At 30.2% G+C, this 25,546-nt stretch carries 20 protein-coding genes; 13 read left to right on the forward strand and 7 right to left on the reverse strand.

Features of this window, described 5'->3' with window-relative positions:
• The first annotated feature begins 141 nt into the window (after positions 1–141).
• The 4 genes from OCU47_RS21010 (at position 142) to OCU47_RS21025 (ending at position 6,584) form a co-directional block, all read left to right on the forward strand.
• A complete protein-coding gene (locus OCU47_RS21010) occupies positions 142–2,373 on the forward strand; it encodes a ribonucleoside-diphosphate reductase subunit alpha (RefSeq protein WP_261830509.1) in 2,232 nt (743 codons plus the stop codon).
• Positions 2,374–2,506: 133 nt separating this feature from the next.
• Positions 2,507–4,273, forward strand: a complete 1,767-nt coding sequence (locus OCU47_RS21015; protein WP_261830510.1) for a methyl-accepting chemotaxis protein — start codon at positions 2,507–2,509, stop codon at positions 4,271–4,273.
• Between the two features lie 316 nt (positions 4,274–4,589).
• Positions 4,590–5,450 carry a Cof-type HAD-IIB family hydrolase gene (locus OCU47_RS21020; RefSeq protein WP_261830662.1) on the forward strand — a complete coding sequence of 287 codons (861 nt, stop codon included), beginning with the start codon at positions 4,590–4,592 and terminating at the stop codon, positions 5,448–5,450.
• Between the two features lie 99 nt (positions 5,451–5,549).
• Positions 5,550–6,584 carry a ribonucleotide-diphosphate reductase subunit beta gene (locus tag OCU47_RS21025; RefSeq protein ID WP_261830511.1) on the forward strand — a complete coding sequence of 345 codons (1,035 nt, stop codon included), beginning with the start codon at positions 5,550–5,552 and terminating at the stop codon, positions 6,582–6,584.
• A gap of 104 nt (positions 6,585–6,688) precedes the next feature.
• Here the strand turns inward: OCU47_RS21025 and OCU47_RS21030 are convergent, their stop codons facing one another.
• Positions 6,689–8,716: a sigma 54-interacting transcriptional regulator gene (locus tag OCU47_RS21030; protein ID WP_261830512.1), complete on the reverse strand. Its 2,028-nt coding sequence runs from the start codon at positions 8,714–8,716 to the stop codon at positions 6,689–6,691.
• Between the two features lie 384 nt (positions 8,717–9,100).
• Here OCU47_RS21030 and ptsP point away from each other — a divergent pair, with 384 nt between their 5' ends.
• Positions 9,101–10,717, forward strand: coding sequence for a phosphoenolpyruvate--protein phosphotransferase (gene ptsP / locus OCU47_RS21035; RefSeq protein WP_261830663.1), 1,617 nt, complete (start codon positions 9,101–9,103; stop codon positions 10,715–10,717).
• A 152-nt stretch (positions 10,718–10,869) separates the two neighbouring features.
• Here the strand turns inward: ptsP and OCU47_RS21040 are convergent, their stop codons facing one another.
• Positions 10,870–11,631 (reverse strand): DeoR/GlpR family DNA-binding transcription regulator, encoded by a 762-nt coding sequence (locus OCU47_RS21040; RefSeq protein ID WP_261830513.1) that lies wholly within the window; start codon positions 11,629–11,631, stop codon positions 10,870–10,872.
• A 308-nt stretch (positions 11,632–11,939) separates the two neighbouring features.
• On the opposite strand from OCU47_RS21040, the gene OCU47_RS21045 reads away from it, so the two are divergent.
• Complete coding sequence (locus OCU47_RS21045; RefSeq protein ID WP_261830514.1) at positions 11,940–12,743, forward strand: Cof-type HAD-IIB family hydrolase; 804 nt, start codon at positions 11,940–11,942, stop codon at positions 12,741–12,743.
• 185 nt (positions 12,744–12,928) lie between these two features.
• Here OCU47_RS21045 and OCU47_RS21050 read toward each other — a convergent pair whose 3' ends face one another.
• From OCU47_RS21050 to OCU47_RS21060, 3 genes are all read right to left on the reverse strand, one after another.
• Positions 12,929–13,474 (reverse strand): hypothetical protein, encoded by a 546-nt coding sequence (locus OCU47_RS21050; protein WP_261830515.1) that lies wholly within the window; start codon positions 13,472–13,474, stop codon positions 12,929–12,931.
• 2 nt (positions 13,475–13,476) lie between these two features.
• A complete protein-coding gene (locus tag OCU47_RS21055) occupies positions 13,477–13,731 on the reverse strand; it encodes an FmdB family zinc ribbon protein (protein ID WP_261830516.1) in 255 nt (84 codons plus the stop codon).
• Positions 13,732–13,873: 142 nt separating this feature from the next.
• Complete coding sequence (locus OCU47_RS21060; protein ID WP_261830517.1) at positions 13,874–14,260, reverse strand: hypothetical protein; 387 nt, start codon at positions 14,258–14,260, stop codon at positions 13,874–13,876.
• 262 nt (positions 14,261–14,522) lie between these two features.
• On the opposite strand from OCU47_RS21060, the gene OCU47_RS21065 reads away from it, so the two are divergent.
• The 4 genes from OCU47_RS21065 (at position 14,523) to OCU47_RS21080 (ending at position 19,604) form a co-directional block, all read left to right on the forward strand.
• A complete protein-coding gene (locus OCU47_RS21065; RefSeq protein ID WP_261830518.1) occupies positions 14,523–17,018 on the forward strand; it encodes an ABC transporter permease in 2,496 nt (831 codons plus the stop codon).
• Between the two features lie 12 nt (positions 17,019–17,030).
• A complete protein-coding gene (locus tag OCU47_RS21070) occupies positions 17,031–17,729 on the forward strand; it encodes an ABC transporter ATP-binding protein (RefSeq protein ID WP_261830519.1) in 699 nt (232 codons plus the stop codon).
• Between the two features lie 223 nt (positions 17,730–17,952).
• On the forward strand, positions 17,953–18,504 hold the full coding sequence (locus OCU47_RS21075; protein WP_261830520.1) for an RNA polymerase sigma factor: 552 nt from the start codon (positions 17,953–17,955) through the stop codon (positions 18,502–18,504).
• Positions 18,505–18,506: 2 nt separating this feature from the next.
• Positions 18,507–19,604, forward strand: coding sequence for a DUF4652 domain-containing protein (locus tag OCU47_RS21080; protein ID WP_261830521.1), 1,098 nt, complete (start codon positions 18,507–18,509; stop codon positions 19,602–19,604).
• Between the two features lie 130 nt (positions 19,605–19,734).
• Here OCU47_RS21080 and OCU47_RS21085 read toward each other — a convergent pair whose 3' ends face one another.
• Positions 19,735–21,798, reverse strand: coding sequence for a methyl-accepting chemotaxis protein (locus OCU47_RS21085; protein WP_261830522.1), 2,064 nt, complete (start codon positions 21,796–21,798; stop codon positions 19,735–19,737).
• A gap of 207 nt (positions 21,799–22,005) precedes the next feature.
• On the opposite strand from OCU47_RS21085, the gene OCU47_RS21090 reads away from it, so the two are divergent.
• The 3 genes from OCU47_RS21090 (at position 22,006) to trxA (ending at position 24,923) form a co-directional block, all read left to right on the forward strand.
• A complete protein-coding gene (locus OCU47_RS21090) occupies positions 22,006–23,280 on the forward strand; it encodes a tetratricopeptide repeat protein (protein WP_261830523.1) in 1,275 nt (424 codons plus the stop codon).
• Positions 23,281–23,352: 72 nt separating this feature from the next.
• The gene (gene iadA / locus OCU47_RS21095) at positions 23,353–24,537 is read left to right on the forward strand and encodes a beta-aspartyl-peptidase (RefSeq protein ID WP_261830664.1); all 1,185 of its coding nucleotides are present in this window, start codon (positions 23,353–23,355) and stop codon (positions 24,535–24,537) included.
• A 71-nt stretch (positions 24,538–24,608) separates the two neighbouring features.
• A complete protein-coding gene (gene trxA, locus OCU47_RS21100; RefSeq protein WP_261830524.1) occupies positions 24,609–24,923 on the forward strand; it encodes a thioredoxin in 315 nt (104 codons plus the stop codon).
• A gap of 25 nt (positions 24,924–24,948) precedes the next feature.
• Here trxA and OCU47_RS21105 read toward each other — a convergent pair whose 3' ends face one another.
• Positions 24,949–25,509, reverse strand: a complete 561-nt coding sequence (locus OCU47_RS21105) for a cell wall hydrolase (RefSeq protein ID WP_261830525.1) — start codon at positions 25,507–25,509, stop codon at positions 24,949–24,951.
• Positions 25,510–25,546 lie beyond the last annotated feature (37 nt).

The following is a 25,546-nucleotide window of genomic DNA, read 5'->3' on the forward strand; positions in this document are numbered from 1 at the left end:
ATTCCAAAACGATAGAAAAAGTTAGATAATTTATAATATGATAAGAAAAGCAGGGTTTAACTCTGCTTTTTTACATTTGAATACTACAATATGTTGTGATAAAATAAACCAATATCGCAATATATGGTGTGGAGGAGCAAAATGAAAGAGTTATTTAGCTTATGTGAAAAATATATATCAGAAATTAAAGATGAAGAGGGAATATATACTTTTCAGAGATTTATGGAAGCTTTTGAAAGCATCAAAAGGAAGGATGCACACATTGATGAAATATTAAATTCATTAATTCAAGTAGTGCTTGAACTAACAACTGAAATGGAGCCAAGATGGCTTGAAGTAGCCGCAAAGCTATATATTTTCAAATTATATAAAGAGGTAAAAACAAACAGAAAACTTGCTGAAGGTGAGAATCTATATTTAGGGTTATATGATTTTGTTAAAAAGCTTACAGATGAAGGTTTGTATGGTAAGTACATATTGGAGAACTACAGCAAGGAAGATATAGATGAGCTTGAGAAATCTATAAAGCCTGATAGAGATTATTTATTCACTTATAGTGGTATAAGTCTGCTTCATAAAAGATATCTAGTTCAGGATTTTGATAGAAGAGTTCTAGAATTGCCACAGCAAATGTTTATGGGCATAGCGATGCACTTAGCAATTCCAGAGAAAAAGGAACAAAGAGTTTATTGGGCAAAAAGATTTTATGATGTGTTAAGTTCCTTGAAGGCAACTATGGCAACTCCAACTATGTCTAATGCTAGAAAACCATTTTATCAATTAAGCTCTTGCTTTATTGATACAGTAGATGACAGTTTGAATGGAATATACAAGTCTTTAGACAATTTTGCCAAGGTATCAAAGTTTGGTGGTGGAATGGGAGTATATTTTGGAAAGGTAAGAGCATTAGGATCTAGTATACGAGGGTTTAAGAATGCATCAGCAGGGGTAATTCCTTGGATAAAGCTATATAATGATACAGCTATAGCAGTAGACCAATTAGGGGTTAGAAATGGTAGTGTTGCAGTATGGCTTGATGTTTGGCACAAGGATACTCCAGAATTTTTACAACTTAGAACTAATAATGGTGATGATAGAAAAAAAGCTCATGATGTTTTTCCGGGTTTATGTTATCCAGATTTGTTTTGGAAGCTTGCAAAGGAAGATATAGATGCAAATTGGTACATGATGTGTCCTCATGAAATTAAAACTATTAAAGGATATGCCTTAGAGGATTATTATGGAGAGCAGTGGGAAGAAAAGTACTGGGATTGTGTAAAAGATGACAGGATAGAAAAAAGAATAATATCTGTTAAAGATATGGTTAGACTTATAATAAAGAGTGCAGCAGAAACTGGAACACCTTTTGCCTTTTATAGAGATGCAGCTAATAAAATGAATCCTAATAAGCATAAAGGTATGATATACTCTTCAAATTTATGTACAGAAATCATGCAAAATATGAGTGCTATGGATATAGAGAGTTCTACGATTGTGGATGAGAATGGAGATAAAATCATTGTGGAAAAAACTAAGCCAGGTGATTTTGTAGTATGCAATCTATCTTCTATAGTTTTAGGTAATGTAGATGTAAATAGTGATCAGGAACTTGAATATGTAGTAGAAACTCAGATAAGAGCCATGGACAATGTTATTGATCTAAATTATTATGCAGTTAAGTTTGCAGAAGTTACTAATAAGAGATATAGATCAATAGGTCTTGGTACAAGTGGTTACCATCATATGCTTGTAAATAATAAGGTTCATTGGACAGCAGAGGAACACTTGGAGTTTGCAGATAAAGTATATGAGAAAATTAATTATTTTGCGGTCAAAGCATCCATGAATATTGCTAAAGAAAAAGGAAGTTATGAATATTTTCAAGATTCGGATTGGGATAATGGAGATTACTTTAAGCTTAGGGATTATAACTCTTCCCAATGGACAGAATTACAGCAGCATGTTAAGAAATATGGTATGAGAAATGGCTATTTATTTGCCGTAGCTCCTAATGGCTCCACAGCTACTATTGCTGGAACCTCAGAAGGTGTAGATCCAATTATGGCTAGGTTCTGGATGGAGGAGAAGAAAGGCAGTATAACTCCTAAGATAGCCCCAAATCTATCTATGGATAATTATTGGTACTATAATTCAGCGTACAACATTGATCAAAAATGGTGTGTTAAGATTAATGGTATAAGACAAAGACATATAGACCAAGCACAATCCTTTAATTTATATATAACTACAAATTATACAATGAGGCAGATAATGGAGTTATATATTGCTGCCTGTGAGAATGGAGTTAAGAGTATTTATTATGTTAGATCTAAGTCGCTAACAGTAAGTGACTGTGAAAGTTGCTCAGCTTAAAATCAGATTGCTTATATTTCATGCAAAGTTTTATCGATAATCACAAATCCATCACATTTCTAAGTTATATTAATATTATTACGAAGTAAGAAATTATTAGCTTATAAAAATGAGGAACATGGGGGAATTTTGCATGAAATTAGTTAAAAACATGAATTTATTTAAGAACATGAAACTTTCATTAAAGATAGGAGTGCTTTCATTAAGCTTTTTAATTTTTTTAGTGGCAGTAGGTATCGGTGCAGTCAGCCAAGTATCTGTAGTTAATTCTAAGCTTATAGAATTAAATGATTCGAGGCTTACTCCAATTGTAAAACTAGAGAATTTAAAGGCTAATATTGAATATATAAAATCACAATCAAGTTCAATCATGAATGCAGATACTGATGCAGATAAAAAGACCATACAAGAAGATCTTGAGGCTCGTGCAACAGCAACCACAAAAGAATTGCAGCAGTATAAAGGAAATTCGGAATATGCAACATTGCTTAAGAATTATGAAGCTTTTATAACAGCAAAGGATTCATTTATTAAGAAGCATGGTGCTGGAACTACAGAAGAAAGACCAGCTGCTGGGGCACAACCATCAGGAACATCAAGTAAAACAATGACTAAGGTTAAAAGTGATATGGAAACTTATGATTCTGCAAGAAAAGCAGTGGTAGATTCTTTTGATGTAATTATTAACAAGCAAGTTGCTAATGCAACAAAGACATACAATGAGAGTAAGGCAGTTTATGCTAGGACAATATGTATAATCGGTGCTGTAGTTGTTGTGTGTGCAGTTATATCATTAGTTCTATCTGTAATAATAATAAGATCAGTAACTTTACCAGTAAAGAGAATTACAACAAAATTAAAAGAGATATCTAGTAACGGTGGAGATTTAACTCAAAGAATAGGTTATGATAGCAAGGATGAAATAGGTCAATTAAGTAATAGCTTTGATTTATTTGTAGATAAACTTCAAGTAATCATAAAAGATGTTGCTGAATCGGCTGAAACTATAGCTTCTTCAAGTGAAGAATTAAGTACGGCAACAGGAGAAACAACAAAAACACTAGAGGGAATATCAAGTACAATAGTAGAAATATCTTCAAGTACTTCAGATGCTGCTGCAGTTTCAGAAGAAACTAATGCAAGTTTAGCAGAAATAGCAATGTTCTCAGAATCAACTTCAAGTGCTAGTAAAAATACTACAATTAATAGTAAAAAAGCTAAGGAATCAGCACAAGATGGGGCAGAGAAGATATCAGAAGTAGTTTCTTCAATAACAGATATAGCTTCTTCATCAAAAGAAGTTTCATCTATAATCAAAGACCTAGATGTATCATCTAAAAAGATAGGTGATATAATCAAGATAATAACTTCAATATCAGAACAAACAAACTTATTAGCTTTAAATGCTGCTATAGAAGCTGCTCGTGCAGGTGAAGCAGGTAAAGGCTTTAGTGTAGTTGCAGAAGAGATTAGAAAGCTTGCAGATGAAAGTAGCAGTGCAGCTTCAGAAATAGCTCAGCTTGTCAATGAAAATCAGATTAAATCAGCTTCTGCTGTAGACTCAGTAGAAACTGTTGAACAGAAGGTATTAGTTGGAGTACATAAAGCTTCAGAGGTAGGCGAAAGCATAAATAATATCATTAAGAATATACAAAATATCGTAAATGATATTGAGCGTATTGATGAAGCAAATCAACAACAAGCAGCAAGCACAAAGGAAATGGAAACAGCAATAGGTAATATAGCTGCAACTTCAAATGATATAGCAGAGGGTACTGAAAATATGAGTGCAAGCATACAAGAGCAACTTAGCACTATGAGTGAAATTGAAAGTACCTCAGAGCAATTATCTGAGATGGCTCAAAAGCTAAAAGCTATAACTTCTGGTTTTAGAGTATAAGGTATGTGAAAACAAGCAGCAAGTTCAAATGGTTAATATTTTTAGGTAGCGAGCTATCTAAGGGTTCTGTTGGCGAAGTCAGTATAAAGTCAAACAGGATAGCATATGGACTTACTTGTTTTTAAAGATGAGTTAAAGTTAAAAAGATGTCTCACACCAAACTAACATAGGAGTGAGGCATCTTTTTAGTTCTTAATAACAAATAGAGTTTAAATTATAGTATACTTAAAGAAAATGAAAGTTTATATATGAATTAATTTGTAAAAATAATTATATTTTAAATAGAATAGAGAATGGATTACAGGAGGAGAACATGATGATAAAACTTATTGCATCAGATATGGATGGAACACTACTTAACAATAAACATGTAATATCAAAAGAAAACATAGAGGCTATAAGAAAAGCAGAGGCAGCAGGGGTAACCTTCGTTATAGCCACAGGAAGAAAATATGATGATGTGCAACCGCTAATTAAAGCTTGGGATTTACAGTGCCAATGTATACTTATGAATGGTGCTGAATATCGTGATGAAAAAGGAAACATATTAGAGCAAATTAATGTAGATAAAAATAAGGCAAAACAAATTATAAATATGATGCAGCAGGCTGGTATAGCTGTTGAAATATATACTAATAAGGGCTCATTTACTACAGAAACAAAAGAAAAAGCTTTAGAAGGAGCTACATACAGAATCATGTCTTTTGAACCAGGTATTTCTTTTGAGGAAGCTACGAAGCAAGCAAAAGAACTTCCTTACTTTAACAGACTTCAATATATTACTGATATAGATGATTTCCTTAAGTCAGAAGTAGAGATAGGAAAGATTTTAGCATTTCATCAAGATGTAGAGTTAGTTACTAAACTTAGAAATAATTTAAAGACTATAGATGGTTTAGCAGTAGCGTCTACCTTTGCAACTAACATTGAAGTAAACAATGTAAAAGCACAAAAGGGGATAATTTTATCCGAAGTTGTGGAGAAAATGGGGATAAAAAAAGAGGAAGTTATTGTTTTTGGGGATAGTTTTAATGATTATTCACTATTTACAGAATTCCCTGTATCTTTTGCCATGGGTAATGCTATGCCAGAAATTAAAGAAATAGCAAAATACATAACTGATACAAATGATAATGCAGGTGTTGCAAAAGGAATTTATAAAGCTCTAGAATTTTAGGCATATTAAAAAATAAACAAGGCTATCTGTTAGTATATAAACTTATTTATTAGCAGATGCCTTAGAAATAAAAATTAGTAAGGAATAAGGAGAGGCAAAATGAAGGTTAATAAAAAACCCTTGTTTAATGAGTTTGGAGACACGGAGACATCAAAAAAGCGAGTTGTAAATGGAAATACTACAAATTTAAATGATTTTAATAACATGAAATATACATGGGCAGCAGATTGGTATAGGCAGGCTATGAATAACTTTTGGATTCCTGAAGAAGTGAATTTGTCTCAAGATTTAAAAGATTATCCTAAGCTAAATGAAGAAGAAAGAACTGCTTATGATAAGATATTATCATTTTTAATTTTCCTAGATTCAATTCAAACAGCTAATTTAGGAAATATAAATAATTATATAACAGCAAGTGAGATAAACCTATGTTTAACTATTCAGGCTTTTCAAGAAGCAGTACATTCACAAAGTTACAGCTATATGCTTGATTCAATTTGCTCTCCTGAAAAGAGAAATGAAATTTTATTTCAATGGAAAGATGATAAGCACTTGTTAGAAAGAAATAAATTTATAGGTGAGCAATATAATAAGTTTATTGATGAGCCTAATGGTGAAAACTTGCTTAGAGCTATACTGGCAAACTATGTGCTTGAGGGTATTTATTTTTACTCTGGCTTTATGTTTTTCTATAACTTAGAGAGAAATGGCAAGATGTCAGGTTCAGCTCAAGAAATAAGATATATCAATAGGGATGAAAACACTCATTTATGGCTATTTAGAAATATTATTAAAGAGATTCAAAAAGAAGAACAACAGATGTTTACAGATGAACTTAAGAGTGAATTTAGAGAAATTATAAGAGTTGGAGTAGAGCATGAAATTGCTTGGGGACATTATGTAATAGGGGATAAAATACAAGGGCTAAATAAGAACTTAATTGAAAGCTATATCAAATATCTTGGAAATATGAGGCTTAAGGATATTGGGTTAGAACCTCTTTATGAAGGCTTTGATAAGAACCCAGCAGAGTGGGTTAACATTCATTCAGATGCAAACTCAGTAAAAACTGATTTCTTTGAAGCAAGATCAACAGCTTATGCAAAGGCTGCTGTTTTGGTAGATGATTTATAAAAATAATTTGTGAAAAAATGTCATTGGGCAGTAGCAGTCCAATGACATTTTTTATTTAAGATTTGATGATGATTTTTAAAGAAATAAAAATATTTTTTGTATGCTTACAAATCTTTTTCTATACCATATTTTTGGCACTTTAAAGATATTGTTCTATGAGTTAAGCCAAGTACTTTTCCAGCCTTATTATAACTTTTATATTTTTTCATTGCTAACTGAATAATTTGTTTCTCATATTCTTCAAATGTTAGTAAATCTCCATTAGATAGATCTATTAGGTTAACAGGAGCAGAAGTTATGGATTCATCTAAAGCGGTGCAAATATATGAAGGAAAATCTCTAAATGTTAAGGTACTTCCTTCACATAAATTTATGGCCCTCTCAATTATATTTTCAAGTTCTCTTATATTGCCTGGCCAAGAATAAGCTTGGAGCTGATTTAGAATATCATTATTTATTCCTTGCACAGAAGTTGAAAGATGTCCATTTATTTTACTTATAAAATGTTCAACTAATAAAGGGATATCTTCTTTCCTGTCTCTTAATGGAGGAATGTTAATTGAAACAACATTTAATCTGTAGTACAAGTCTTCTCTAAAAGTGCCCTCTTTTATCATTTCTGATAATACTTTATTTGTTGCAGCAATAACTCTTATATCTATTTTTTGAGGTTTTAAGCCGCCTAGGCTATCTACTTCTTTTTCTTGTAGAACTCTTAGAAGTTTTGCCTGCATGGCAAGAGGCATATCCCCAATTTCATCTAAGAAGATTGTACCTCCGTCAGCAAGTTGAAACTTACCTGGTTTACTTTTTACTGCTCCAGTAAAAGCTCCTTTTTCATATCCAAAGAGTTCACTTTCTAACAGATTTTCTGGAATGGCAGCGCAGTTTACTCTTATAAACGGTTTGTCTTTTCTAGAGCTATTGTTATGAATTGCACTGGCAATGAGTTCTTTACCTGTCCCACTTTCACCGTGAACCAGTACAGTTGAGGTGGTTTTAGCAGCTTTTTCACAAATGAATAGTACATCTGCCATGGATTTACTGGAAGATATAATATTTTTGAATGAACCCTTTAAAGATGTATGTTTTAAAAGTTCATCTTTGTAGAAATCGAGCTCCTCTTGAGATTTTTTAAGTTTGCTCATAAGTTCTTTTATTTCATTAACAGGTTTGGATGTAGAAATAATTCCGTTAAATACTCCATCTATGAAAATTGGTTCAACAGTGGTTAAAATATCAGTTCCATCTTTAGTGTGAAGAATATTTTCAACTTTTTCCTTTGTTCGCAGAGCTGAAGCTCTAAGTCCATTGGGGGAGATATCATACACAGATTTACCAATAAGCATATCATTAATAGAAAATTGCTTTTTATATGCAGGATTAACATAGTTAATTGTTCCATCAGGATTTACAAAGCATATTAAGTCATGGGAAGACGATAATATTTTTTGAAATTTTTCATTAACTTCTTTTATTCCTACCAATTCAGATACATCTTGAAATACAGCCATGGCTCCAATAACTTCGTTGTCCATAAATAAAGGACTTCTATTAATTGTACAAGTTTTGTTGTTTATATAAAGAATTTTTCCTAGTTCTTCACATTTCAAGTCCAGAATTTTAGGAAGGGAGCTGTTAGGAACTATTTTATTAACAGGTTTTCCTAAAGTTTCTTCTTCTTTAAGATTTAAAATATTCAAAGCATACTTATTTATATTTATAATATTTGAATATAAATCGATAACTATAATGCCTATTGGTGATTCACTTATTATTTGGTCAGTAACGATTTTACTTTCTTCTATAAATTTATCAATCTTATTCATACTGATAGAATTATTTGGGCTATTATTAATATTCTCATCAATGTAAGAAATAAGCTCATTTAAAGCCATTTCGTTATTTTCATTTTCTTCTTTTGCACCTAGTAGAAGTTTTTCAGAAGTTCCAATCTTCAATGAAATTAGAGCTAGCATACTTATACCGAGCCAATCAGTAAAGTCTTCTTTTTTTATGTATAATTTAGCTCCATATTTACTAGATATTTGTGATGCCTTATTTACAATCATGGCAGCTACACGAGTGTGCAAACCATTAGAGTCTAAAATTTCAATTTCTTTTGTAAGCATAAATACCTCTCTATGATAAAAAATATCAATTTAATTATTGTATGATAAAAAATATCAATGTTAAATATATGTTGATTATAACACATATTATAGAATATACATAAAAAAATATATTGGGAAAATAGAATGTGTTGATAAAAAGTATCAAGAAATTATTAAGTTATTGAATATGAATAATAGATAATGCACTTTGAGATAATAAAATCATTGATAAATATTAAAAATTCACAAGGAAAATTCAAGTGAGAGTGCTATATAAAAATAAATTTATCTAAATCTAAAAAAGTTGGCACGGTATTTGCTTATAATATTAATGAGCAATTGTGAGAAAAATATTTTACAGTTTATTTTTATAGATATGTCTAAGGAGGAATATGAATTATGATAAAAAAAGGTATTGCAGCATCTAAGGGTTATGCAATTGGAACAGTATTCATACAAGAACACGAAGAAATAGTTATAACAGATAAAAAAGTTGAAGATATAGCAGCAGAAAAAGAAAATTTAAAGAAAGCTTTAGAAGCATCAAGAGTTCAATTAGAAGCTATAAAAGCTAAAGCAGTAGAATCAATGGGAGCAGAAAAGGCAGAAGTTTTTGAAGCCCATATTACACTACTTGATGATCCAGAATTTACTGGAGCTATGGAATTAGAAGTAGATAGCAACTCAATAAATGCTATGAAAGCAGTTGAAAATGTAACAAATACTTTTGTTATGATTTTTGAATCAATGGAAGATGCTTATATGAGAGAAAGAGCAGCTGACATTAAGGATGTTTCAAAGAGAATTATCGCAAACTTAGCTGGAAAAGGCGGAGAAGGTTTTGCAATAACAGAAGAAAATACAGTAGTTGTAGCTCATGATTTAACACCATCAGATACAGCTCAATTAGATAGAAGCAAGGTTGTAGGATTTATAACTAACATAGGTGGAAGAACTTCTCATGCAGCTATCATGGCTAGAACTTTAGAAATTCCAGCTGTACTTGGTTTAGGAGATATAACTAAAGCAGTTAAAACAGGAGATAAGGTTATAGTTGATGGTATAACAGGAGATGTAATCATCAATCCTTCAGCAGAAGTTTTAGCAGAATATGAAGCTAAGAAAGAAAAATTCAGAGCAGAACAAGAAGAATTAAAGAAACTTATAGATGTTAAGACAGTAACTAAGGCTGGTAAGAGAGTTGAAGTTTGTGGAAACATAGGTAAGGCAGCTGACGTAGATCAAGTTCTTGCTAATGGTGGAGACGGAGTTGGTCTATTCAGAACAGAATTCTTATATATGGATAGAGATCAAGCACCTACAGAAGATGAACAATATGATTCATACAAATATGTTCTTGAAAAAATGGAAGGAAAACAAGTTGTTATAAGAACACTTGATATCGGTGGAGATAAGACTCTTCCTTACTTACCATTACCAGAAGAAATGAATCCATTCCTTGGATACAGAGCAATAAGACTTTGCTTAGACAGAAAAGAAATATTCAAGGTTCAATTAAGAGCATTATTAAGAGCTTCTGTATACGGAAACTTATGCGTAATGTTCCCAATGATATCAGGATTAGAAGAATTTTTACAAGCTAAAGAAGTAGTAGAAGAATGTAAAGCTGAATTAAAGGCTGAAGGAAAAGAATACTCAGAAAAAATTCAATGGGGTATCATGGTTGAAATCCCAGCAGCAGCAGTTTACGCTGATGAATTAGCTAAACATGTTGACTTCTTCTCAATAGGAACAAATGACTTAATTCAATATACATTGGCTGCAGACAGAATGAGTGAAAAGGTATCATACCTATACAACCCAATGCACCCAGCAGTATTAAGATTAATTAAGATGACAATAGATGGAGCTCACTCTCAAGGTAAGTGGGTAGGAATGTGTGGAGAAATGGCTGGAGATGAAACAGCTATACCAACACTTGTGGAATATGGTTTAGATGAGTTCTCAATGAGTGCTACATCAATCTTAAATGCTAAGAAAATCATAATGGAACAATAATTAATACGTTAACTATATTATTAATATAAATATATAAGACACTTTTTATTAGTGTAATCCCAGATTTGGAGCTAAAGAAATTTAGCTCCGTTTTTTTTATTGCAATCTGTAATTAATTTATTAATAGAAGAGTTAATAATTATTTTTTAAGATTATATCAGTTTAACATCTAATCTTTTTAACTCATGTTTAATTTCATCTGAAATTTCTGAGTCACTTACTATAGCATCAAATTCTTGTAGGGTTGCAAATCTATAAGTGCTGTCTAGAGTGAATTTTTCATTTTCAACAAGTAAATACACCTCTTTGCTATTAGCAATTATAGTTTCCTTTAGATTGCCGTCTTCTAACTCCATAGTACCTACACAATTTGCAGTTAAATTTACACTGCAGCTTCCTAGAAAACATTTGCTAAACATATATTTAGAGATATTCTTAATTACTTCTGAGCCAAAAACTCCACCATGTTTTTTATTATATATACCACCAATGCATATTAACTCAGCAGTTTCATTGTCACTAAATAGGGGGGGGATTATTGCCATGTTAGTAATTAGGGTTATGTGTTTATTGCTATTAGCTATTAATTTAGCTAATAGAAAGTTTATACTTGAAGTTTCTAAAAAAATCACATCTCCATCTATTATAAGGTCAAAAGCTTTTTTAGAGATTAAATCCTTACTATCTAAGTGCTCACTCATTCTAGTAGTTATAGAACTGTTTTTAGAAAGGGTTCTATTTAGAATGGCACCCCCATAAGTCCTTTTGAGAACTCCATCGCCTTCTAATCTTTGCAAATCTTTTCTAATCATACCTTCTGAAACATTAAAGTGTTCGCTTAGTTCTTTTACTTTCACTCTGCCATTTTTGTTAAGCATATGTAGAATTTGTTCTAATCTTTCTTCAGTAAACATCCATCCACCTCATCAATCATTATCATTTAGTGTTAATCTTTCATAGTATTATAGCATTTTTATTGAAATTTATAAAATGTCTTGAATAATAACATCAAATAATATAAAATAATATTAAACAATAACAAATGATAACAAGTGATATAAATATAAGAACTATTTTCAAATGGTATAATGTAGCGTTATAGGGAGAATGCCTAGCGTAATACTTTATATGTTTAGGTATCTTCAAAATTAGTTATAATTCTAGCTATGATTGAGGATACCTAATTAATAACTACTAAAGTAAAAATTTCAGGAGGGGTAATATGTACAAGTTGTTAGCAGTTGATATGGATGGGACATTATTAAATAGCAATAGAGTTATTTCAGAGGTAAATAAAGAGGCAATAAAAAGGGCTATAGAAAAGGGTGTTAATGTTGTTATAACATCTGGAAGGGCACTTAAAGGAGTAGATGCTTTTTTAAAAGAAGTTAATTTAGTAGGAAAAAATCAGTACCTTATTGCAAATAATGGAGGAACTATATACAGAACCAGTGACTTTAAATGTATCTTTTATAAAGGATTAAGTGGGAAAGATTTAATAAAAGCACGTGATTTAAGCAGAAAACTTGGACTTAATATGATAGCATACACTCATGAAGGAACTATTGCTGAAGAAGAAAATGAATTTACAATATTCGAAAGAGAATATGTTGGAAATCCTGTTGAAATTATTGATTTTGATTCTGATATTCAGGCAGGGGATGAGATTACAAAGATATTATTTTCACAGACTGAAGAAATACTTTCAAAAAAGATGAGTGAATTTCCAAAAGAATTTTGCGGTGAATATAATTTGGTAAAAACTATGCCAACAGTTTTAGAAGTCATGGATAAAGATTGTAATAAGGGGTATGGTGTAAAAATTTTAGCGGACAAGCTAGGAATAAAAAAAGAAGAGATAATATGTATAGGGGATCAAGCTAATGATGTTGAAATGATAACTTATGCAGGTCTTGGAGTTGCAATGGGAAATGCTATTCAGGAACTTAAGGATATAGCTCAATATGTAACATCAGATAATGATAATGATGGAGTAGCAGAGGTTATTGAAAAATTTATATTGTAGTATCTAAGTCAGTATTGTGTAAATTTATAAGGTTGTATATAGAACTGTTCCACATAAATGTTGGTAGAAAAATGTCTGATTTTTGTAACTTGTCCACCAACATTATTATGGAATAGTACTATACAAGTAATAGATATGATATATATATAAGATAGAAGTTGAAGACAACTTCTATCAAAATATCACTATAAATCAATCTTAATTTTTCTATTTATCTTTTGAATTTCTAGACTTTCAATAAACTTTAATAAGTCTTCCTTAGCAAACCAAAATTCAGGGATAGTCATTTTTGAATGGCTATTAACACTTTTATTTTTCATTGCTTTTATCAAAATAGCATCTTGTCTGGTGTTAGCTTTTTTTATCACATCAATATCTGTGATTCGTATAATCTTAGTTGTTATTGCTCCATGAAGAATTACCTTTCCATCAATTACAGATAAAGTTATTCTCTTAGTCAACAATTTGAAGATTAGTGTAAAGCCATATAAAGGCATTAAAGAAAAGCATGATATCAATATACTTGTAATTATGTAGCCATCTGGATTTTTAAGTTTATTATCTGTTATAAGTGAGAACAAAAGAGTGATAATCCCAGTTAGTAACAAGGCACATAGTGTGCCATAGAAAGCTAAAAATACTTTGTGTCCACTAGAATAATAAATCTGCTTATCTATAAAAGTTGTTCCTTTATACCATCTACTTCTTTTAAATTTTCTCTCAATCCCCATTTTTAATCTCCTTTTAAATCTCTGTGTTCTTTCTTTATAATCTTTACAGCAGAGTATTTGCCGCATTTTCGACATCTTACATATAGTTTAGTGAGAATACTAAAGCAATCAAGGTTATTTCCGAAGATTTCAAATACATGAGAACACTTGTTACATTGATAATTATGTTCTTCAGTAAATTTTATATTCCATAATCCTAAGATTAGAACAACAATACCTATGATAATAGCAATGGGAAGTATTATTATAATATTCATTCTACACTCCTTCTTTAAAGAGAATTTACAATTATACTAAATTTGAAAATCATGAACACCATAACTGTAATATTACTTAAATAACCCAATATCAAAGCACCCAATTTATCCGATAGCTAGCATCCGTAACACTCCAACTTCTTTAAGTTGGAGATAACGGCTGCACGCTCCTGGATAAGTTCATTTTCCCATATATATTCTTGTATGAAAAAAATCCGATTACTATTAGTACGATAAACATTACTAGACTATACAAGATATTAAACTTAAAACTTTGGGAGATAACAACGTGTGAAATTCCTAGAGTGGCTGAATAATTATGAAGACTATTAAATATATCGTAGATCATTAGTGCTATTGGTACTACAAAACCTTCAGTAAGAAAAACCATAATAGCAATTTTAAATATTTTCTTTTTCTCAATAAGAAATGCAACAATAACTTGAACAGCCATTGGTACTAAGCAATATAGGATGTTAAGAATATACAATAGATAAGATAAAATTGTCATTGAAAAAAATTCTTTCATATTGAATCCCCTTAAAGTTCGTTATATATTAATGATTTTATAAGAATAATCCTTCCGTAAAAAATAGACGAATTCATAATATAAATATTACCATATTTTCAATGAAGCGTATATACATTGGGAAATATTATGTTTACGTTTACTGAATTTTAGAGGGTAAAGTTAAGAAATTAATGATATAATCTTAAGAAATAATTAAGGTTTTATTAATATAAAATAAATGAGTTTTGGATAGAATTAGAAATGCAAAGGGGGTTAAAAAGTGAAGATATTTTTTAAATATGTAGTAAAATGTATGACAGAGAAAAAAGGTAGATTTTGTTTATTAATTTTAGCAATAGCTTTAAGTACTGGATTATTAGTGACTAGTACAGGTGCCATAAAGGTAGCAATGAATAGTTTTGTTAAACCAATGCTAGCATCTTTTGATGGAAAGGAAATATATATAACTCCAAAAGATAAGAAGCAAGTATTTATTTCCACATCAGATTTGACTGAAGCTGGGGTGAAAAATGTACAAGGTGAAATAAGATTAAGTGGTGTAATTAATGATGATGAAAGAATTAACTTAGCTTTACATGCTAGGGAAGATAAATATATTGACAAAACTAAAATATTAGAAGGAAATATAAGTGACTTAAAAGGGGAAACCTGTATAATTTCTAAAAGAGTAAGTAAGGATAGAAATTTAAAGGTTAATGATACTTTAGAATTTTATATGGCAGGCGTGAAGAAACAGTATAAGATAGTTGGTATCAGTTCAAATGAAGGAATCTTCTATTCAGATAAAAGTAAGTCCTTCGGAGTATTAGTACCTTATGAGTATATTTCTAAGGAGCTAAAGGTTGAAGGAAAATATAACTTAGTATTAGCAAACAAAGCTAAGGACAATGTTAAAGATAGTATAAAGGAATTTAATGATAAAAATACGAAGTTTATAGCAGAACAGTTATTTGATGAGGAAGCGGTAAACAGCCAATTAGGTTCATTTACATCAGTACTTTATGTGATGCTAATTATAGTTGTATTTATGAGTGGAATCATAATATATGGGTCATTTAAATTGACCATTACAGAAAGATTATCAGTAATAGGAACTTTCTTAAGCCAAGGAGCTACAACAGGAACTATAAAGAAGATATTATATTTAGAGAGTATAGGATATGGAATTGTTGGGGCAATCTTTGGAAATGCTCTTGGAGTAGGTGGATTGTACTTAATTAACTATTTAGTATCACCTCTTAAAGCATATGGAATATATGATAAAGTAGAAATAAATCCATATTACTTAGTGATTGGAGCAGTATTTGCAATACTATTATCATTAGTATCAGCATTAATTCCTGTTAGAAAGATTAAAAAATTGCAGGTTAAAGAAGTTATTTTAAACAATGTAAATATATCTATGACAATAGGTTGGGGAAAATTTATAATAGGAGTAATTTTATTGGGTATATCATTAGGAGTGAACTTCATTGATGCTAAGTGGGCATATGCTCTTAGTGGAGTGTTTGTAATAGTATCCGTGATTGGCTTGGTTCTTATGTATCCAAAGCTTGTTGATATATTAACTAATGTTTTATATAAATTATTCAGAGGAAGAAGCAAGACAGTAGTATTTGCTTTAAACAACTTAAGGACTTCAAAAGTATTGTTAGGTAACATAACTCTTATAATAGTGTCTGTATTGTCTATAATGATGATAACATCTGCAGGGACAAGTTTGAAGAATGTAGTTACTGAAGCTTATACAAAGATGAATTCAGATATAACTGTAAGTGGAATTCAAACCATAGAAGGAGTAGAAGGTCAAAATACTACAGATAAATTACTTGCAAAGATAAAAGAAAATAAGGATGTAAATAAGGATAGTATACAAATTTCAATGCAAGCATCTACAAAGATAGGAAATACGTTTGCTGGAATTGAAGGGATAGATGCTTCTAAGTATAGAGATTATAATCAATATTTAGATTTTAATAGTGATAAAAACAAAGATATGTTTGATAGATTTGCAAAATCATCAGAAAGAGAACTTATCATAACTGATAAACTTAAAGATAAATTAGGTAAAAATGTTGGAGATACAATTACCTTAAATATTAATGATATAAAGAAAGATTTTAAAATTGCAGGATCTATTGATGGAAAGTTATATCAAGATGGTTTCGTAATCTTTATGAAAAATGAGGTCTTGAAGAAGGATTTTAACTTTAAAGAAGCAGATCAAATTATGTTTAAAACTAATAAGGATGCAGCTGAGGTTAAAAAAGAATTATTGCCAACAATAAAACAATTTGGTGCAACAGCAATAACTAAAGCAGAGATGGAAAAGCAAAATGCAGAATCAAATCAAATGGTTATAAATATTCTTAGTATATTCTCATATATGGCTATTTTTATTGCAGCTTTAGGAGTATTAAATAACATTATTATAGGATTCCTACAAAGAAAAAGAGAACTTGCAGTATTAAGTTCAGTTGGTATGCCACAAGGAAACAGATCACTTATGTTGTTAATAGAATCTGTTCTCTCAGTAGTATGGGCAATGGCGATAGCAGTACCATACAGTTATCTTGGACTATCATTAATTAGTAGATGTTTGAAGGTAATAAGTATGCCATTAGAAATAGTTTTAGATTTGAAGTCAGTGCCAGGATATTTTTGTATATCTTTAGCCTTGATACTTCTAGCAACAATACCAGTTTTATTTAAGAGTAGAAAACTTTCAATTATACAAGAATTGAAATATGAATAGGGGTGCGGAGTTATGAAGAGTATTGAAGTAAAAAATTTAGATAAATTTTTTAAAGTAGGAAAAGAAACAGTAGAGGTACTAAAGGATATAAATTTTAGTGTTGAAAAGGGTGAATTTATTTCAATAATGGGACCATCAGGTGGTGGAAAATCAACTTTATTATATTTATTGGGTGGACTTGATAAACCAACTTCTGGAGAAGTTCTTATTGATGGGAAGGACTTAAGTAAGATAAAACAAAAAGAAATGAGCAAGATGAGAAGAACTAAGTTGGGATTTGTTTTTCAATTTTATAATCTAGTTCCTAATTTAAGCGTGGAAGATAATATTATGCTGCCACTAATGTTAGATGGAAAGAAACTAAAGGATTATGAAGGAAAGTTAAATGAGATTCTAGAGATAATAGGAATGACTGAAAAGAGAAAATTGACGCCAAGAGAATTGTCAGGTGGTCAGCAACAAAGAGTTGCTATTGCAAGAGCTCTAATTTTCGATCCAGAGATAATATTCTTAGATGAACCTATAGGAAATCTAGATTCTAAAACTGGTACTGAGATTATGGAGTTATTTAGAAAGATAAACGTAGAGTATGGCAAAACATTAATTCAAGTGACACATTCAGAAAAGTCAGCTAGATATGGAACATCAATAATCAGATTAATAGATGGACAAATTATAGGAAGAGAAGATATTGAAGAACAAGTAGTTTAGTGCTTTGTAAAACTAAATTCAGTTTATATTAAAAAACGAAGTTACTTTTTCAATTTACGATTATAAGAAATCCTTGAGAAATGGTTTGAATAACATAGGAAATATGTTAGTTTAATCATTAAACTCAAGGTTTTTCTTTTTATGTAAAAAAATACTTGATATTTTCGTGAACTTAGCTATATAGTATTCGTATATATATTAGAGCATAAAAGGGGAAATGAAGTTGGATGATGATAAGGAATTAGTAAGGCAAGTGCTAAACGGTAATACAGACAGTTTTAATATAATAGTAAATAAGTATGAAATAACTATATTGAAAATTGTATATAATATGATCAGAAATAAAGAAGCTGCAGAGGATATAACTCAAGAAGTATTTATAACTGCTTATAATAAGTTATATATGTATATAGATAAATATAAGTTATCAAATTGGTTAATACAAATAGCAAAGAATAAAACTATTGATTATATAAGAAAATATAAAAAGGTATATGAAGCAAATATAGATGATTTTTATGACATGGCATCAAAAGAAGAAGGACCAGACAGCATAGCAGAATTTAATGAGACAAGGACAGTTATTGGTAATTTTATAAATACCCTAGATGAAACAGAAAAAGATATTTTGATTTTAAGATATTCAGGTGAAAGAAGTTTTGGTGATATAAGTCAGATTCTTAATTTGAATGAATCTATGGTAAAGAGAAAATATTATAACCTAAGAGAAAGATTTATGAGCTACAGAAAAAGCTCAAGAGTTAAGGAGGGCTAAGTATGGATTGTAAGTTAGTGAAAAAGAATATTCAAAGACTAATAAACCATGAACTTAATTCTGAAGAAGAAGAAGAGATACTAAAGCATTTAGAAAGTTGCAGTGAATGTAATGATGAATATAAACAAGAGTTGCAAATTGAAGATGAGTTTACAAAGATATTCTCAACTAATGATATGCAGTTTAAAAGTTCTAGAAGAAATATAATGAATAGTATTGATAAAGATAGATACGGAAAATCTTCTTTACAAAATGTTAGTTTTACCATTAAGAGAAACATTAAAAGAGTATATAAAATTGCTATTATTTTAATATTAATTCCACTGGCACCTGTTGTGGCTAAAACCATAAATTTCAATCCTAATAATAGCACAAATCAAGAGGCAACTGGTTCTATGGCAAATAAACGACAGACTGCTGAGAAACAAGAGTCTAGTATTATTAGTTCAAGCAATACTAAAAGTTCAGCTAGTTCAAGGGAAGATAAAATACAAAATGGAGAAAAGCAAGAGCCTAGCATTCGTAGTTCAAGAAATATTACAAGTGATGATTCTGAGGTTAAAAGTTCAAAATCACAGAATGATGAGGTTAATGTGTTTTCTAAGGCTGAAATCAATAAGGAAGATATGAGTTTGGTAAAGCCAGACAATATGACTCCTTGGATATCTTTTAAAGGTTCTAGTTATTCAGCAAGTATAGTGGGTAAGGGAAATGAAGCTCAAGAAGAAGGATACTCTAAACTTTATATAAAGAAAAATAATGATTTAGCATATAAGTTTACCTTTATTAATGAAGAAAAATCACAGCAAACCATAAAATCTATAGCATGGTTAGATGACAAGAGTATATTGATAGTTGTAGCTAATGCTCATGGAACAATAATATCAGGTTCAGCACTCTATTTATTAGATGTAAAAGACGAATCTTCCCATTTTATATTTTCACCTGACTCAGCAAGACAGAGAATAAAAGGCATTAGAGTAGATAGCAATACTAATAATGTGATAAAAATAGATATGGTAGAATATACTGATGATTCATTGAATGAATATAAATCTTTTGTTAAAGATATACCATTTAGTAAAGTAGTAGAAAAATAATATGGAAAGTATAATTTATTATTGCAAAATAGCATTATGTTAATAATTGTGTATGAAATTTGGAGAATTAAGGGGGATAGATATTACTATATAAAAATATCTACACCCCTTAAATAATATTTGAGCTTTATTACAATTTAAATTTATTAAGTTCTGCCATTATGGTTTTAACATCTTCTGATAATTCTTGAGCTTGTATTTCTACATCCTTACTTGCATTATCCAATTCTTGAGTAGAAGCAGCTATTTCTTCAGAGGAAGCAGAGACTTCTTCTGATATAGCAGAAACTTCCTCTATACTTTTGGCGATGATTTCTTTATTACTGCTTAAATCATTAAATTTTTTGTAAGTATTATTTATTTCAGGAATAACATTACTTACTGCATGTCCAATTTCATTAAACACTGTTAATACATTATTTATTCCTTCTTTTTGTATTTGCAAGTCTCTATTCATATTATCAGTCTTTTCTACAATATCAGTAGTATTTTGAGTAGATTCAGAGATTATCTTAGAGATATCTTCTGCATTTGTCTTACTTTGTTCAGCAAGCGTTCTTATTTCCTCAGCAACTACAGCAAAACCTTTCCCCATTTCTCCAGCTCTTGCAGCTTCAATAGCAGCATTTAGTGCTAATAAGTTTGTTTGATCTGAAATATCATTTATAAGGTTTGTTATAGAACTTATAGTGTTCATATCATTTTCTAGAACTTTTATGCTTGAATTGAATGCCTCAAAATCCTTGTTAAATTCATTTGCAGTATTTTCAATTTTCATAGCAACTTGCTTTGATTCACTTGCTTTCTTCTCAATTTCTAGAGTGTTAGCATGTACATTATTAATGTATTTAGAAACTACAGCAATCTTTTCTGAAAAATCATCCACTTGTGAAGTGATTGAGTTTATTTCCATAGATTGATGAGTATTTCCGTTGGCTACTTCACTAATTGAAGCTGTTATTTCAGTTGTAGAAGATGATAATTCTTCTGAAAAACTAGATAAATGGTTAGATTTAGTTTCAATTCTTGATCCAATTGTATGTATTTCAGATAGCATAGTGCTAATTGATCTTTTTAACAAGTCTAGGTTTTTCGCTATAATTCCTAATTCACTCTTATCTTTAATTAATGATTTATCAATTTCATTACTAAAATCCCCTGAAGCAATTGTTTCTATATTGTTTGAAACTATAGTTATTTTTTTTGTGATGAAGCTTGAGATTAGTATAGTGATAATAAAGTTTATAATCATAGCAATTAGCGTTACAACTATCCCAGCAGTTCTTAGGGTATCAACTGGTTTAAGAACATCAGAATATTCTACGGATATACCTAAGGACCAAGTTGTAAGTTGAATAGGAGTGTAAGCTACAGCTTTTTTTTCTCCCTTATAAGTGTATTCACCAGAGCCAGATTCTCTGTTAACCATTTTCTTAAATACATTAGATATTTCAGCATAATCTGAATCATTTTTTGCCTTCTCAATAAAGTTGCTATTAACGGTAGATTGAATTTTATCTGCTATTACAGTACCATTTTTATCTGTAACAAAACCAACTCCTGTATTTAAAGCAGAAATATATTTTACCATATCACTTATTTCAGAAGCAGTTCTTACATAAATTACAGAACCTATAACTTTATTATTATCTTTTAATGGGATAGCATAGTAGATTACATTCATACCAAATAAATCGCTTTTAACTGGGTCAGATATGTCTATAGTTCCATCTAAGGCTTTTGTAAAAAAGTCTTTATCCCCTAGACTTTCTTTCTTTCCAGATAAGTATTGAATATTGCCACTAGTATCTGTGATACCAATATCTACATGCCCATAAGTAATCAAATTTTCTTTAAGAAGCGTTTCCGTCATTTTAGGATCTTTTTTGAAGTTTATAAGCATTTTGTTTTGTTGCAGACCTTGTCCCATATTGATATTAGCATCAAGTTTTGCTCTTATCATGTTGGAGCATTGTTCAACTAAACCTTCAAGCATGGACTTTGTAGTATTTATGGATACTGTTTTAGCTTTGTTATAAGATATTGCTGATAAAGAAACAGTTGTTAATATGCTCAATATACTGAATACTAAGCACATTTTAAACTTTAAGCTATGTAAGTTAATTGATTTGAATTTAAAACTCTTAGTTTGTTTAGTTTTAGATTCTTTTTTGGATTTAAATCTCTTTTTCATATGTTACTCCCCTGTATAGAAAATATTTTGTAATCGTACCATATAATATTATACACGGAAAAAGCGTTTTTTGTAGTAACTAATCGTTTTTTGTAAACTTAATATAAAATTGAGTGGAATTTTAATTAATATTGATAAAAATATGAGGCTTAGCTAAAGAGTTTAATGTTATAATTAATAAATAATACATACATAAGGAGCACTAAAATGAAAAATGAAGATAAAAAATTGTATGAAAGGGCTATGAAGCTTTATGGAGATGGTAATATAGATAAGGCATTACAGATATGTGAAAAAGCAATTTCTTATAATATGAAAAATAGTGCAGCTATTAATTTAAAAGGATTATTACTGTATATGAAGGGTGAACTTAAGGCTGCAACAGATACTTGGAAAGTTAATAGAGATTTTAATGATAATAGTATCTCTAAAGGATACTTAAGAGATAGTAAGCAGGATGAAAATAGATTAATTGCCTATAAGCAAGCATTAGAGTTAATTAAAGAATTAAAGATTAGGGAAGCTTTAGATAAGCTATATTTCTGTACAGAAAGTGATTTTAATTTAATAAATGTATATAACGCTTTGGCATACTGTTATATTAAAACAGGGGATTTTGTTAAGGCTGAACAGTGCATAAATAAAGTTTTATCAGTAAGCAAAGATAATCAAGCTGCTATGGATAATAAAAAATTACTTTCAGAATTTAACGTTGAAAAAAGTAGTGGGAAAGCAAAAAAGATTTTAGTTATATTGGTGGCAACATTATTATTGGTTACCGTTATTTGGAGGTCATATGAACCGATAATGAAATACATAAATGAAACAGTAAAAATAAATAATAAACAAGAAGCTGTAAGTAAAAAAGATAAAAAAGAAGAACCTAATAATAAAATCAAGCAAGATGATGCCAAATCAAAGAACAATGAAAATAAGAGTGAAGAAAATCCATTAAATTCTAATGTTTTTGATACTAAAAAGTTACTTTCGTTCATAGATAGTAAAGACTATAATCAGATAAACAATACTATAGAAAATATTAATAAGGATAGTCTAGATATTAACCATAGAAATGCATATGATAAAGCTTATAGCTTAATGCAAAATGATGGGGTGGAGAGTTTTTACAAGCAAGGCACAACTTACTACAAATCTAAGGATTTTGAGAAGGCTAACAGTGAATTTCTTAAAGCATATAAGTACAGTAGTCAAACTTACTTAAGGCAACATGTACAATATATGCTGGCAAATAGTTTTGAAAAACTTAATGATATAGAAAATGGATGTAAATACTATGAAGAGTATGTAAATGAAAATAGGGAAAATGCTCAAAAAGATTATATGGAGGAATCTCTATATAAGTTAGCAATATTACTTAAGTCTACTGAAAAAGAAAAGTCAATTAAATATGCTAAAGAACTTGTAAAACAATATCCTAATTCTATATACAATAACAGTGCCATAAAAGAAATTTTAAAATAGCTGAAGCAATTGATAGTTTTAGAGATATTCTAAAGTTTTATATTATGAGGAAGTGAATGATAAGTGGATAGTATGTTAAAGGTTATAAAAAATGTAGAAATTTTTGCACCTAAATGTTTGGGCAAAAAGGATATTTTAATTGTAGATTCAAAAATTGGCGGGATTTTTGATAAGTGCAGTATAGATTCGGAGTCCATGCAGATAGAATATTTAGATGGAGAAGGTTTGTATGCTTTCCCAGGGTTTATTGATTCTCATGTTCACATAATTGGTGGAGGTGGAGAAGGCGGATTTAGTACAAGAACACCTGAAATCTTGTTAAGTGAATTTATAAAGGCAGGTATTAGTACTGTAGTTGGATGCATAGGAACAGATGGAGTTTGCAGAGATATGAACAGTCTTTTGGCAAAAGCTAGAGGCTTAGAAGAGGAGGGTATAAGTACTTATTGTTATACAGGTTCTTATGAGATTCCAATTAAAACTGTTACTGAAACACCTAAAAGTGACATCATTCTTATAGACAAAATAATAGGAGTTGGTGAAGTGGCTTTGTCAGACCATAGAAGTTCTCAGCCTTCCTATGATGATTTTGTTAAGTTAGTGGCATCTGCAAGGGTTGGTGGCTTGCTTTCTGGAAAACCAGGAATAGTAAATGTTCATTTAGGTAATGGAATTAGAAAAATGGAGTTTTTATTTAAGATAATAAATGAAACAGAGATTCCAGCAACCCAATTACTGCCTACTCATATAAACAGAACTGAAGAACTTTTTAACATGGGCATGGAATATGTAAAGCGTAACGGATATGTGGATTTTACAACTAGTAGTGATGAGAAACACCTAGAAAGTAGTGAACTTACAGCCTCTCAAGCCTTAGGTAAGGCATATAAAATGGGAGTTAATATGGAACATATAACTTTTACATCAGATGGCAATGGGAGCTTGCCAATATTTAATGAATCAGGTGAGTATGTAGGTCTTGGAATCGGTTCAGTACAATCTCTTTATAAAGAAGTTAGAAAGGCTATATTAGAGCAAAAAGTTCCAATAGAAGAAGCCGTTGCAGTTATAACATCAAATGTTTCAAAACTTCTAAAACTTAATAATAAGGGAAGTATAGAAGAAGGTAAGGACGCAGATATAGTGTTAGTAACTAAGGATAACCTAGAAATAAAAAGTTTGTTATGCAAAGGTAAGATGTTTATGCAAAATAATAAAATATTGAAATATGGCACTTTTGAAAAACAAAAAGAATAAATTGACTATATAGTTAGTTAGATATATAATTAAACAAATATACCCTACAAGGGTATGAAGGAGGAGTTAATATGGCAACAATTATCGAATCAAAGGATTTTAAGAGTCAAGTTTTAGATGCAAATAATTTAGTGGTGTTAGATCTTTTTGCAACTTGGTGTGGACCATGTAAAATGGTTGCGCCTATAATAGATGAACTTTCTAAAGAAATGACAGATGTTAAGTTTTTTAAATTAGATGTAGATAACAATGGAGACATAGCAGAAAAATATCAAGTTGCTTCAATCCCTACATTATTATTCTTTAAGAATGGTGAAGTTGTAGATAGATTAGTTGGTTTTAGACCGAAGGATGGAATAAAACAAGTAATCGATGCACATAAATAGAAAAAAGATAGAACCCGAAAGGGTTCTATCTTTTTATTTGAAAAAACACATGATGTCCTATAGTTTTTACATTCTTCTTTTCAACGTTTTTCATCCAAGTGCAAGTTGAAATTTCAGGGTTATAGAAAAATACAGCCCTTGCAGTTGGATCTGATCCCTTTATTGCATCTATGACAGCTTTTCTTGAGATTTCATCTGGTACTACATTAATAGAACCATTACATACACAAGAAAAGGCATTAGCCTGTTTTACAACGCCTTCGATTGTATCAGGAAAAGTAGGATCAATTAGCCTATTTAATATAACTGACGCCACAGCAACTTTACCTTCATAAGGTTCCCCTTTACTTTCTGCATAAACTATCTGTGACATTAAGTAGATGTCAGATTCCGTGAGATAAATTGTTTTATTTGAATAATTGAATACTTCTACTACTGAGTCCTTCTCATGGTATAAATCCGTTGTTGAAGAAGAAATATTTCTTATTACAACCTCATTACTGTCTGCTGTATGTGCTAAAACCGTAATGTTATTAAGAATAAAAAAGGTTAATAATAAGAATGTAGTAAGTTTAATTTTTCGCATAAAAAACCTCCTTAGGGCCCCAACCCTTTCTTGAAGG

This window comes from Clostridium sp. TW13 (genome assembly GCF_024345225.1).
Classification (GTDB): domain Bacteria; phylum Bacillota; class Clostridia; order Clostridiales; family Clostridiaceae; genus Inconstantimicrobium; species Inconstantimicrobium mannanitabidum.